Genomic DNA, 12,449 nt, shown 5'->3' with positions numbered 1-12,449 from the left:
AATTGACATGAATGAACCGACACCGGCTCCCGAAGCCTCCCCCGTCCGCAACGCCGAACTCAAAGCCGCCCTGCTGCTGGTGCTGATGTTCGTGCTGGTGGCGGGCACCGCCATCTACCTGCTGTATGCGCGCGGCGCGTTCGAGGCCACGCAAAGGCTGGTGCTGACGGCCGACGACTCGGAAGGCGTGAGCGTGGGCATGGACGTGACCTTCGCCGGCTTCCCCATCGGCCGCGTGCAGCGCATCGAACTGGGCAAGGACGCCAAGGCGCGCGTGCTGATTGACGTGCCGACCAAGGACGCGCACTGGCTGCGCACCAGCAGCATCTTCACGCTGGAACGCGGCCTGGTGGGCGGCGCCAAGCTGCGCGCCTTCAGCGGCATCCCGACCGACCCGCCGCTGCCGGACGGCGCGGTGCGCGACATGCTGGTGGGCGACGTGGCGGCCGAAATCCCGCGCCTGCTGAACGCGGCCAAGGAGCTGCTGCAGAACGTGACCAACCTCACCGCCGCCGATTCGGCGCTGGGCGCCAGCCTGGAGAACGTGCGCGGCGTGACCGAGCGCCTGAACGGGCCGGGCGGCGCCATGGGCTTTATCGCGGGCGAGGACAAGAAGGCGCAGGAACTGCTGCGCAACGCCAACTCGCTGATCGTCAAGGCCGACAAACTGGTGGGCAACGCGGACAGCCGCGTGTTCGGCAAGGATGGCGTGATGACCGATACGCAGGCGGCCGTGGTGCAGATGAACGGCCTGCTGGCGGACGCGCGCACCAGCCTGAAGAAGCTGGACGCGGTGCTGGCCGAGGCGCAGGCCGTGGGCGCCAATGCGCGCGTGGCCACGCAGGACCTGGGCGCCCTGCGCGGCGACGTGGACGCCAACCTGCGCAAGATCGAGCAGCTGATCAATGAGATCAACCGCAAATGGCCGTTCAAGCGCGAAACGGAGATCAAGCTACCATGAAGAAGATGATGACCCAGGTTGCCGGTGCCGCGCTGGTTACCACGCTGGTGCTGTCCGGCTGCGGCAGCAGCCCGCCCGTGCCGGACTGGAAAATGAACGCGCACAGCTCGCTGGAGCGCGCCGAGTCCGCTTACCTGAGCGGCAAGGACAGCGTGGCGGAAAGCGAATTTGCGCGGGCGCGCAGCCAGGTCGGCAGCACCGGCAGTATCGAGCTGGCCATCCGCGTCGAACTGGCGCGCTGCGCGACGCGGGTAGCGTCGCTGGTGCTGGAGGAATGCCCCGGCTTCCACAAGTACGCGCATGACGCGTCGGGCGCGGATATCGAATACGCGGCGTATCTGACCGGGACCTTGCCGCCGTCCGAAGCGGGACGCCTGCCGGAGCAGCACCGCGCCGTGGCGGGCGCCGCCAATGACGTGGCGGCCGGCGCGGCGGTGGTGGCGATCAAGGATCCGCTGTCGCGGCTGGTGGCGGCAGGCGCCGTGTTCCGCGCCAACCGCGCCACGCCGCAGGTGATCGCAGCGGCGGTCGATACCGCGTCGGAGCAAGGATGGCGGCGGCCGCTGCTGGCCTGGCTCAACGTGCAGGCCCTGCGCGCCGAGAAAGCCGGCGACGCCGCCGAAGCAGCACGCCTGCGCAGGCGAATCGCGCTCGCCTCGGAATAGCCCCCCGGCCGCCGCGTGCCGCCTGCGGTTATTCCGAAGCCGCCGCTGCCGCCGCTTCGCGCAGCTTGTCCTTCTTGCTCTTGCGCTTGCCCTTGACGCCGCCGTTGACGGTATCCGTGGCCGGATGCGCCACCGGCTCCGTCTCGGTCGGTTCAAACCCTTCCACCTGCTCGCGCGGCACCCGGATGCCCAGCCGCTTCTCGATCAGGCGGAAATGCGCCTCCGTATCCGCGCTCACAAAACTGACCGCAATCCCGCTGGCGCCGGCGCGGCCCGTGCGGCCGATGCGGTGCGTGTACTCCGCCGGCGCGCGCGGCAAATCGAAATTCACCACCACCGGCAACTGCGCGATATCGATCCCGCGCGCGGCCACGTCGGTCGCCACCAGCACCTGCAGGCGCGAATTCTTGAAGTCCGCCAGCACCTCCGTGCGCGCGCCCTGGCTGAAATCGCCGTGGAACGCTTCCGCGCGGATGCCGTTGCGGCGCAGCTTCTCCGCCACGTGCTCGGACGCATACTTGGTCGCCACGAACACCAGCACCCTGCTCCACTTGTTCTCCTTGATCAGGTGCTTCAGCAGCACCTGGCGGCGCACCGCGTCCACCGCGATGGCGCGCTGCGCGATGTCCGGCTCGTGCTCCGGCGCCGACGCCGCCTGCACCCGCACAGGATTGCGCAGCAGGTGGTGCGCCAGCGTCTGCACCGCGCTCGGGAAGGTGGCCGAGAAGAACAGGTTCTGCCGGCGCGCCGGCAGCAGCGCCAGGATGCGCCCGATCTCATCGGTAAAGCCCATGTCCAGCAAGCGGTCCGCCTCGTCCAGCACCAGGGTGGCGGTGGACGAAATATCGAGCGCATTGTGGTCGATCAGGTCCAGCAGGCGGCCCGGCGTGGCCACTACGATGTCCGCCCCGCCGCGCAGCGCCATCATCTGCGGATTGATCGACACCCCGCCGAACACGATGGACACTTTCACCGGCACCGGCAGATGCTGCACCAGCCCGCGGATCGCCTCGCCCACCTGCGCCGCCAGTTCGCGCGTCGGCACCAGCACCAGGCCGTGCAGGCCCTGGCCCGCCGCGCGCGCGCCGCGCTTGGCCAGCAGCGCGTTCAGCATCGGCAGCGCAAAAGCGGCGGTCTTGCCGGAACCGGTCTGCGCGGCGCCCAGCACATCGTCCCCGCGCAAGGCGGCGGGAATGGCGGCGGACTGGATGGCAGTCGGTTCGGTGTAGCCGATTTCAGTGACGGCGTTGATCAGCGAAGGCGCGAGGCCCAGCGAGGAAAAGGACATGGATGCCTTGTTATGTATAGCGTGGAGAACCCGCTAGTATACGCCACCGCGCCATGCAGCATGTGAATTGCATGTTGCTGCCGGCTTGTATTCGTGGGAATATTACCAAGTTAAAAACATTTAAAGCACCTCCGATGATCAACTGGGACGCCCATATTTGCCTGCCGCAGCACCCGCAGGCCGACTTCACGCCGGTGGCGCAGCTGCGCGCCGCAGGCGTCAACTACGTGTCGCTGAACGTGGGCGCCGACATGAACCCGGTCTCGCAGGTGATGTCCGTGATCGCCGGCTACCGCGCCACCATCGCGGCCGAATCGGACCGCTACGTGCTGGTATCGACCGTGGACGACATCATCCAGGCCGCCGCCGACGGCAAGATGGCCATCACCTTCGACCTGGAAGGCTCGATGCCGCTGATGGACCAGCCGGACATGGTGGCGCTGTACGCACAGCTGGGCGTGCGCCAGATCCACTTCGCCTACAACCGCAACAACAGCGTGGCCGGCGGCTGCCATGACACGTCCTGCGGCCTCACGCCGCTGGGCCACCGCATGGTGCAGGCGGTGAACGACGCGGGCGTGCTGATGGACTGCGCCCACACCAGCGTGCGCAGCACGCTCGACATCATGGCCGCGTCCTCCAAGCCGGTGATCTTCAGCCACGCCAACGCCTACGCGCTGGTGCAGCACGGCCGCAACGTGACCGACGAGCAGATCCTGGCCTGCGCCGGCACCGGCGGCGTGGTGTGCGTGTCCGGCCTGTCCTGGTTCCTCGGCAGCGAGAACCCGGGCGCGGCCGACGTGGCGCGCCACGTGGCCTACATCGCCGAGCTGGCGGGCGTGGCGCACGTGGGCATCGGCACCGACATCTGCTTCCGGCAGAAGGGCCTGGACGACACGCCGCCCGGCGAATTCGACCCAAGCCACTGGTGGCCCGCCTCCGCCGGCTACCGCGCCGATTTGCCGCCCACCTTCACGCCGCCCGCCATGTGGCGCGCCATTGCACCGGAATTGCGCAAGCTGGGCATGTCGGTGAGCGAAATCGAAATGGTCATGGGCCGCAACATGATGCGCGTGGCGCAGCAGGTGTGGTGCCCCAAGGACGACCAGGCCGAATGACGCGCCCGCGCGGTTGCACGCTCACGGCGCTGGCCGGGTTCGCACTTGCACCGGCGCTCTTGCTCGGCTATGCGCTGCCCTCGCGTGCCGCACAGGCCAAGCCTGCACCGGCCTCCGTGCCGGCAGGCGGCGAAACGCGCGCGCCTGGCGCTGCCCCCGCCGGGCTGAACGCCATGACCGGCGGCGCGGTAGTGCGCCAGCCCGGCGAGCCGCAACTGGTATTCATCAGCGCCGGGGAAGGCATGCAGATCTTCGCCATGCTCCACAACAGCAAACTGCTGGAAGTACCCGATGGTGGCGCAGACGAGCCGCTGCCCGCCGGGCTGGAAGCCATGGCCTTTCAGCCCGGACGCATCCTGCATTTGCATGCTGGCGGCGCCTCGCAGAAAATCCAGGTGGTGGGCAAGGTGGAAACCTATTGCGAGGCGCATACCGCGACGGTCCGGGCATTCGGCGGCGAGGAGACCCAGGGCGTCGCCACCAACTACCCCTTGCGCCCTAGCCCGGCGCATGAGGCGCCCGCCGCTGCCGCCTACGGCACGATGAACACCATTGTCGCCAACATCCTGCGGCGCAATGGCGTCCACCCGAGCTACCGCGAGCGCATGCTGCTGCGTCCATCCAAAGACTCAAACGCATTGGAAAAATTTGCCGCGGTGCCGTTACGCGGCAGCACCAGCCCTCTGCTGATTGCCAGTGTGTCGGTGGAAGACAATGACACCGGGCCAAGCTATTCGCTGACGGTCATCGCGGAAGCCGACAAGGCCGGCAAGTACCGGCTTGTGTATGAGGACTTCAATATCGGCAGCGGCGGCGGCGAAGCCAGCACCTATGCGGACGCCTTCCACTACAACGTCGATCTGGATGGCGATGGCACCGATGAACTGATCCTGTCGTTCAGCGGCTACGAATGGGGAAACTATTACATCATGCAGAAGGTAGCTGGCAAATGGACCAAGACGGTGCAGGGGGCATCCTTCGGATGCTGAGCCGGTTGCAGGTAATGGGCATGTGCGGCGCGCTGGCCCTGCATGGCGCGCTGCACGCGGCGCCGCTGAAGCGACCACGCCCGCCAGACGAAAACGGCGCCATCTTTGCGAAGCAAGGCTCGACGCTGATGCCGCTGGCGCGGCTGGCAAACGGCCTCATCGTCGAATTCAATGCGCCCGGCAACGTCGAGGAGCAGCAAAGCCATCTGAATCAGCACTACTTCAACGACAGCCAGACCCTCTATGTGCTGGCCGGCGAAAAGACCACCACCGGCAGCATGCGCGCGGCGGGAGAGTTCGACCGCGACGATACCTTGGCACACTGCCCGGTAACGCGGGGCGCGGCGAACTACGAGGGCGACCTCCCATTCGGCACCCTGGCCACCAATTACTTCGCCCTGAGCACCGACCCGGCCGCGCCGCGCCAAGCCGACTATGCGGTTCTGGCGGAGCTGGCGGCTCGGGTGCTGCGCGCAGCAGGCATCTCCGCAACGGAGATCGAGCGCGCACTGGCGCAGATGCGCAGCGAGAACGAGAGCCTGCAAACTGCTGTCGCCCTGCCCCTGCGCGGCAGCAGCAAGCCGCTTCTGCTGGCCAACCTGGGCGGCGATGACGGCCCCAAACATACTTACACGCTCACGTTGATCGCGGAGCCGGATCAAAGCGGCAAGTACGGCATGGTCTTCCACCGCCTGAACCAGCTGGCGCGCGCCAGGAAAGTGTTGTTCGCCAGCGCCTTCCTGGGCAGTGCCGATCTGGATGGTGACGGGCAGGACGAAATCGCCATCACCGACTATACCGGAGACAGTTCCAGCTTCCGGCTCTTCCAGCGCACGTCAGGCACGTGGAAGCTGGTGGCCACGGCACCCGGGCCGCACTGTATGTTCATCCGCCGCGATTGATACCATCGCGGCTCACTGCCCACTCAAAGCCCGCATCTCCGCAAACAGGTTGGACTTGCCTTCGAAACCGATGCCCGGCAGGTCCGGCATGGTGATGTAACCGTTGTCCACGCGCACGCCGTCCGGGAAACCGCCGAAGGGCTGGAACAGGTCCGGGTAGGACTCGTTGCCGCCCAGGCCCAGGCCCGCCGCGATATTCAGCGACATCTGGTGCCCGCCGTGCGGGATGCAGCGGCTGCGCGACCAGCCGTGTTCATGCAGCATGTCCAGCGTGCGCAGATATTCCACCAGGCCGTAGCTCAGCGCGCAGTCGAACTGCAGCCAGTCACGGTCCGGGCGCATGCCGCCGTAGCGGATCAGGTTGCGCGCATCCTGCATGGAGAACAGGTTCTCGCCGGTGGCCATCGGCTTGTCGTAATAGCTGCGCAGCGTGGCCTGCAGCTCGAAGTCCAGCGGGTCGCCCGCCTCCTCGTACCAGAACAGGTCGTACTGCCTGAGCGCCTTGGCGTAGGCGATGGCGGTGTCCAGGTCGAAGCGGCCGTTGGCGTCCACCGCCAGCTTCTGGCCGTCGCCCAGCACGCTGAGGATGGAATCGATGCGGCGCAGGTCTTCGTCCAGCGAGGCGCCGCCGATCTTTTTCTTCACCACCGTGTAGCCGCGGTCGATATAGCTGCGCATTTCGTCCTTCAGCGCGTCGTGGCTCTGGCCGGGGTAGTAGTAGCCGCCGGCCGCGTACACGAACACCTTCTTGTCCGGCGTGCCGTTGCCGTAGCGCTCGGCCAGCAGCTGGTACAGCGGCTTGCCGGCGATCTTGGCCACCGCGTCCCACACCGCCATGTCGATGGTGCCGATGGCCACCGAGCGTTCGCCGTGGCCGCCGGGCTTTTCGTTGGTGTACATGCAGTTCCAGATCCTGTGCGGATCGAGGTTGGCGCCGTCGTCGCTCACCAGCGTGGCGGGATCGGCTTCCAGGATGCGCGGGATGAAGCGCTCGCGCATCAGCATGCCCTGGCCGTAGCGGCCGTTGGAGTTGAAGCCATAGCCGATCACCGGCTTGCCGTCGCGGATCACGTCCGTCACCACGGCCACCAGGCTCAGGGTCATCTTGCTGAAGTCGATGTAGGCGTTGCGGATCGGGGAACTGATGGGCAGGGTCTTTTCGAGGATGCTGACGATTTTCATGCTGGGTCTCCTTGGTTGGAATGAGGCCAGCATAGCCTTAAACAGCAGCGCTATAATTCATCGATATTTACTTTATTATTTACTTCAAGTGAAGAATGATACTTCGGAGCTGGGTTTCTTCGTGCTGCTGGCCAAGCTGGGCAGCCTGTCCGCCACGGCGCGCGAACTCGCCATCACGCCGCCCGCCGCCACCAAGCGCCTGATGATGATGGAGCAGCGCCTCGGCGTGCGGCTGGTGAACCGCACCACGCGCCGCATCAGCCTCACCAGCGAGGGCGAGACTTACCTGGCGCAGGCCGCGCAGATCCTGGCCGACATCCGCGCCATGGAGGAATCCGTGTCAAGCAGCCGCGCGGCGCCAAAAGGCCTGCTGCGGGTGAACGCCACGCTGGGCTTCGGCCGCACCGGCATTGCGCCGCTGGTGTCCGCGTTCGCGCAGCAATACCCGGAAGTGGACGTGCAGCTGCAGTTGACGGACCGCGCCATCAACCTGGTGGAGGAAGCCTACGACCTGGGCATCCGCTTCGGCGAACTGCCGGATACGCGGCTCAGCGCGCGCAGGATCATGTCCAACCGGCGCTTCCTGTGCGCCTCGCCGGCCTACCTGAAGCGCGCCGGCACGCCCGTGACACCGGAAGACCTGGCGCGGCACCGCTGCATCCTGCACCGCCAGAACGACGACGCCTACGCCACCTGGCGCCTGAGCAAAGGGCGCAAATCGGAATCGGTGAAAGTGCGCGGCAGCCTGTCCAGCAACGACGGCGACGTGGTGCTGGGCTGGGCGCTGGACGGCCACGGCATCCTGCTGCGCTCCGAGTGGGACCTGGCCAGATACCTGGACAGCGGCCGCCTGCAGGTGGTGCTGCCCGACTACACCCTGCCTTCGGCCGACCTGTACGCCTACTACCCCAGCCGCCAGCACCAGCCGGCCAAGCTGCGCGCCTTTATCGACTTCCTGGCCAATTCTTTTCTTGTCGAAGATGCAATTATGCCCCATACTTGAACGCTGGAAATCCCCCCACAACCCAGCCGCACCGCCAGCCCGGAGTCGTCATGAGTACCTTTCTGTTCAGCGCCGCAAAACACGCCATGTCCGCCAGCAACGCTGCCGAGAAAGTCGGCAGACTCGAGTTTGTATTGACCCGCTACTACACGGGTTGGCAGCCTTATGACGGCAAAAGCGCGATCAACAGCGTGCCGATGGCGCTGAGCTACGTGGTGTCCAAGAAGTCCACCAAGACCAAGCGCAAGGCCGGCCAGGCCGCCGCCACCATGGCCTTCGGCACGGCCGGCGCCATTATCGGCGGCGCAGCCGGCACCGTGGCCCTGCCCGGCGCAGGCACCGCCCTGGGCGCGGTAACCGTGGGCACCATCGTGGGCAGCGCCCCCACCATCGGAACCCAGCTGTTCAGGAAGAGCAAATTCCTGTACAAGACCCTGCGCGGCACCCAGGGCGTGCACCGCAAGGAAGCCGCAACGGCGCTGTATCACGGCTGCAAGCTCACGGACAAGTCCAGGGACGCCATTGCAGCCGCCGCCGGCGTATCGGCCATCCTGAATGACGACAAGCTGGAAATCGAACTGCTCATGCTGGAGAAGAACTCCGCCAGCGCCATCGAAACCCTCGCCAAACGCTTGAAGTCCTGGTAATTACATGCCCGTGTCGCCATACGGCCCGGCGATGACGACCACGTAGCCATCCGGATCGCGCAGCCAGATTTCGCGGTGGGATGCGTTGGTGTTTTCGCGCGGGCCGTCCAGCACCACGGCCGAGATGGAGGCCGCGCGCTCCACCGCCTCGTCGAAATCTTCCGTGTGGAACCACAGCAGCGCACCGTTGCCGTAGGGCCGCTTTTCCGGATCGCCCATGTGGGCATGGCCGTGGCCGTCCCAACGGTGCAGCTGCAATATCATGTGCTCGCCGAACATCAGCTGTTCGTACTCCTTGCCGCCGTGGCCGCTGCGGGCCCCGAGCACCACCTGATACCAGCGGCTGCTGGCTTCAACATCGCTCACTGCGATAAGGGGTTGCGCTTGCATGGCTTGCCTCCTTTCAGGGATGGGTAGATGATACTCGCATCATGGTGACCGCGACGTTCCGTTTCTACGAAGAGCTCAACGACTTCCTGCCGCCCGCGCGGCGCCGGCGCGAGTTCGACGCGCCCTGCGCGCGCGCCGCCACCGCCAAGCACATGATCGAGGCGCTGGGCGTGCCGCACACCGAAGTGGAACTGGTGCTGGTGAACGGCGAGTCCTGCGGCTTCGAGCGCCTGCTGGCGGACGGCGACCGGGTGGCCGTCTATCCCAAGTTCGAAGCCTTCGACGTCAGCTCCCTGCTGCGGGTGCGCGAACAGCCGCTGCGCGTACTCGGCCAGGGCCTGCGCTTCATCGCCGACGCCCACCTGGGGGGCCTGGCGCGCCTGCTGCGCATGGCCGGCTTCGACACGCTGTACGACAACGCCATCGGCGACCGCGAGATCGAAGTCATCTCCGCCGAACAGCAGCGCATCGTGCTCACGCGCGACCGCGACCTGCTGAAACGGCGCGGCGTTACCCACGGCTGCTACGTGCGCGCGCTCAAGCCCGAGCTGCAGCTGCGCGAGATCGCGGACCGGCTGGACCTGGCCGGCAGCATGCGCCCTTTCACGCTTTGCCTGCAATGCAATGCGCCGCTGCGTGCCGTGGCCAAGGAGGACGTGCAGCACAAGCTGCCGCCCGCCGTGCGCGCCAGGCATGAACTGTTCGTCACCTGCGACCTGTGCGACGGTGTGTTCTGGCAAGGCTCGCACTGGCAGCGCATGCGCGCCGTGCTAGCCGGCGTAGGCGCGCTGTAACTCGACGATATCGAGCTTTTTCATGTCCATCAGCGCCGACATCACGCGCTGGGTCTTGGACGAGCTGTGATCATTGAGCATTTCCATCAGCACACGCGGCACCACCTGCCAGGACACGCCGAACTTGTCCTTCAGCCAGCCGCACTGCTGCGCGGCCGGGTCGCCGCCCTCGCCCAGGTGCAGCCAGTAGCGGTCCACTTCCTGCTGGCTCTCGCACATCACCTGGAACGATACCGCTTCGGTGAACTTGAACATCGGCCCGCCGTTCATGGCGGTAAATGTCGTACCGTTCAGTTCAAACTCCACCGTCAGCACGGAACCGGGCTCGCGGCCGTGGATCTCTTTGCCGGCTTCCGTGTAGTGCGTAATTTGCTTGATTTTCGCGTTGTCGAAGATGCCTGCGTAGAAATTGACGGCTTCTTCCGCCTGGGAGTCGAACCACAGGCAGGGAACGATTTGCTGGATGCTGGCCATAACATGCCTCCTCGTGTGACAAGGTTGTCCATATTACACCGGCGGGCAGAGGGCGGCGCACGGGCAGGCACTGGACGATGCACCAGGCCGCCTCCTGCAGCAGGAACAGCCAGATCAGCGCGGAGGAAGGCGGCGGCGCTGGTTCATTGGCAGGCTTTCATCTGCAGCCGCTCGGGCGACTCGACCGGGATGCGCACGCCATCCACTTCCAGGTCCGGCAAGGCCTTGGCCACGGTTTTCACCTGGCCCGCCCTGAGCTTGTCCAGCAGGCCCGGGCAACCGGACAGGGTATACGGAAGGCGGCCGGCAACCGTCCACTTCCCGTCCCGCAGCGCCAGCAGGGACGAACCAATGTGCGGCGCATCGCCAATCACCAGCACGTCGGGCCGACCGTCGCCGGTCAGGTCCATCACGAAGGCGTCGCAATGCACGCCCTGCTGATAGAGGCAGAGCGGAACCTCGGCGCCGTTGCCGCGCTGCCCGGTCCAGGCAGCCGAAGGGAAGCTCTCCGGCAGGCTGGCGCCCTTGGGCCAGACCCTGAGATTGGCGCCGATGTCCGCGCTGCTCAGCGCCACATTGTCGCCCCGCTGGCCGCGATATTCCTTGCGCAGCGCGGCGGCCGCGCCGGCGCGCCTGGCCGCCGCGTCTGGCCCGGTGGCCGCCTTCAGGCGCTCCAGCGCGGCGCGGCCGTAGCGGGCGCCTTCGAATTTCAGGTATTCGTAGTCGAACTTGTCGGCCTTGACCTCGCCGCGCTCCAGCCGCGCCATCTGGCTGTCGACGGAAATGCGGGCCGGGTCGGCAATGGGCGTGAATAGCGCCAGCAGCACCGCCAGCACCAGCCAGGCTGCGCCCACGTTGGTCATGGACAGGGTGCGCAGCCACGAGCCGCGCTGCACGGCGGCGTAGGCGTAGCCCAGCGCGTAGCACATGGCCACCAGCAGGCAGGCGGCGGCGATCAGGCGGTCCGAACTCCAGCCATAATCATCCACCCGCAGGCTGAGCGCATAGATCGCGATGACCGCCAGCGGCGACAGCATCAGCGCGCCGATGCGCGCGCTCCAGCGTACCGCAGGCGCCACCGTGCCTGCCACTTCGCCGTTCTGGTAGGCCGCGTTGATGAGCACCACCAGCGTGGCGGCGGCGCCCAGCAGCACGCTGGTGGCGTGGCCGGTCTTCCACAGCGTTTCCAGCCCGGTGAACGGCAGGCTGCCGAGGAAGCCGGCCAGCAGCAGCACCGTGACCGGCAGCAGCCATGACATCAGCACCAGCAGCAGCGTGCGGATGCCGCGCACGATGGCGGGCCGCACATCCGTAATGTGCATGGCGCAGGCAAACGCGAAACACAGCACCGGCGCATTGAACCAGGCCTTGCGCAGCAACTCCTTCAGGAAATCCAGCTTCACCAGCATGAACAGGCCGCTGCCCAGGCTCAGCATGGCCCACAGCGCGGCCACGAACAGCGCCGAGAACGCGGCCTGGATGAACAGCTTCCACGCGGTTTCGAAATACGTGGCGTAACCGGCCAGGCGGCGGCCTTCCTGCACGCCCGCCATCACCAGCGAGTGCGCGATGAAGAAGAAGGCGGCGCTGAACACCGACACCAGCGCGGACGGATAGCGTGGCTCCTTGCCCGCTGCGGCCAGGCGGGCAAGGCCGCCGCCGCGCCAGGCGTCGTGCAGCGCCAGCGCCATGATGACGGCGGCGGCAACCGCCATCCACAGCACCAGTTTGCGTCCACCGATGTGGCCAAGGCTGGAAATCAACAGCACCGGCAGCAGAACGGAGGCCATCAGCAGCGGCACGAACAGCATAGGCTCGGTGGCCGGCCAGGCGTTGCCGCTGGCGGCGCGGTGCAGCAGGTAAAGCAGGCCGCCCTGCAGCAGGCCCACGGCCAGGCGCAGATAACCGTTGCTGCGGGTGGTGGTGGCTTCGAGTACGGTCTGGGTGGAATCGGCCTGCATGCGGTCCTTCACTGGTTGGCGCTCATTAGTAAGTTGGCATTATTGCATACACTACAGGATTTGCAATACCCGCCA

General features: G+C 66.5%; 13 protein-coding genes. 8 read left to right on the top strand and 5 right to left on the bottom strand.

Translation table 11 applies throughout. The features are described from left to right. Positions 1–7: 7 nt before the first annotated feature. Both AC56DV_RS09830 and AC56DV_RS09825 read left to right on the top strand, forming a co-directional pair. The gene (locus tag AC56DV_RS09830; protein ID WP_496314106.1) at positions 8–961 is read left to right on the top strand and encodes an MlaD family protein; all 954 of its coding nucleotides are present in this window, start codon (positions 8–10) and stop codon (positions 959–961) included. After that, complete coding sequence (locus AC56DV_RS09825; RefSeq protein WP_496314105.1) at positions 958–1,626, top strand: hypothetical protein; 669 nt, start codon at positions 958–960, stop codon at positions 1,624–1,626. Before AC56DV_RS09830 ends, AC56DV_RS09825 begins: the two co-directional genes overlap by 4 nt. 28 nt (positions 1,627–1,654) lie before the next feature. Here the strand turns inward: AC56DV_RS09825 and AC56DV_RS09820 are convergent, their stop codons facing one another. Beyond that, positions 1,655–2,914 (bottom strand): DEAD/DEAH box helicase, encoded by a 1,260-nt coding sequence (locus tag AC56DV_RS09820; protein ID WP_496314104.1) that lies wholly within the window; start codon positions 2,912–2,914, stop codon positions 1,655–1,657. 134 nt (positions 2,915–3,048) lie between these two features. On the opposite strand from AC56DV_RS09820, the gene AC56DV_RS09815 reads away from it, so the two are divergent. The 3 genes from AC56DV_RS09815 to AC56DV_RS09805 are packed head-to-tail and all read left to right on the top strand — an operon-like array spanning position 3,049 to position 5,923. After that, positions 3,049–4,032, top strand: a complete 984-nt coding sequence (locus tag AC56DV_RS09815; protein WP_496314103.1) for a dipeptidase — start codon at positions 3,049–3,051, stop codon at positions 4,030–4,032. After that, entirely contained in the window at positions 4,029–5,021 is a 993-nt protein-coding gene (locus AC56DV_RS09810; protein WP_496314102.1) for a hypothetical protein, read from the top strand. The genes AC56DV_RS09815 and AC56DV_RS09810 overlap by 4 nt, the downstream gene beginning before the upstream one ends. Continuing rightward, complete coding sequence (locus tag AC56DV_RS09805; RefSeq protein WP_496314101.1) at positions 4,982–5,923, top strand: hypothetical protein; 942 nt, start codon at positions 4,982–4,984, stop codon at positions 5,921–5,923. The genes AC56DV_RS09810 and AC56DV_RS09805 overlap by 40 nt, the downstream gene beginning before the upstream one ends. Before the next feature lie 12 nt (positions 5,924–5,935). On the opposite strand, the gene AC56DV_RS09800 is transcribed toward AC56DV_RS09805, so the two are convergent. Continuing rightward, positions 5,936–7,105, bottom strand: a complete 1,170-nt coding sequence (locus AC56DV_RS09800) for a mandelate racemase/muconate lactonizing enzyme family protein (RefSeq protein ID WP_496314100.1) — start codon at positions 7,103–7,105, stop codon at positions 5,936–5,938. An 88-nt stretch (positions 7,106–7,193) separates the two neighbouring features. Between AC56DV_RS09800 and AC56DV_RS09795 the strand changes: the two genes are divergently transcribed. After that, positions 7,194–8,108 (top strand): LysR family transcriptional regulator, encoded by a 915-nt coding sequence (locus AC56DV_RS09795; protein ID WP_496314099.1) that lies wholly within the window; start codon positions 7,194–7,196, stop codon positions 8,106–8,108. Positions 8,109–8,158: 50 nt separating this feature from the next. Next, a complete protein-coding gene (locus AC56DV_RS09790; RefSeq protein WP_496314098.1) occupies positions 8,159–8,755 on the top strand; it encodes a hypothetical protein in 597 nt (198 codons plus the stop codon). On the opposite strand, the gene AC56DV_RS09785 is transcribed toward AC56DV_RS09790, so the two are convergent. Beyond that, the gene (locus tag AC56DV_RS09785; RefSeq protein ID WP_496314097.1) at positions 8,756–9,145 is read right to left on the bottom strand and encodes a VOC family protein; all 390 of its coding nucleotides are present in this window, start codon (positions 9,143–9,145) and stop codon (positions 8,756–8,758) included. It abuts the gene before it with no gap. 41 nt (positions 9,146–9,186) lie between these two features. Between AC56DV_RS09785 and AC56DV_RS09780 the strand changes: the two genes are divergently transcribed. Then, on the top strand, positions 9,187–9,939 hold the full coding sequence (locus AC56DV_RS09780; RefSeq protein ID WP_496314096.1) for a Mut7-C RNAse domain-containing protein: 753 nt from the start codon (positions 9,187–9,189) through the stop codon (positions 9,937–9,939). Here the strand turns inward: AC56DV_RS09780 and AC56DV_RS09775 are convergent. After that, entirely contained in the window at positions 9,916–10,413 is a 498-nt protein-coding gene (locus AC56DV_RS09775) for a VOC family protein (protein ID WP_496314095.1), read from the bottom strand. The two genes, AC56DV_RS09780 and AC56DV_RS09775, sit on opposite strands and share 24 nt — an antisense overlap. 143 nt (positions 10,414–10,556) lie before the next feature. Beyond that, positions 10,557–12,374 (bottom strand): DUF4153 domain-containing protein, encoded by a 1,818-nt coding sequence (locus tag AC56DV_RS09770; protein ID WP_496314094.1) that lies wholly within the window; start codon positions 12,372–12,374, stop codon positions 10,557–10,559. Between the last annotated feature and the right edge of the window lie 75 nt (positions 12,375–12,449).

The organism is Massilia sp. BGA-UO-ETr-WB1, from assembly GCF_059567845.1.
The sequence above is the reverse complement of the archived record's forward strand: the minus strand, read 5'-3'. Positions and strand labels throughout refer to the sequence as shown.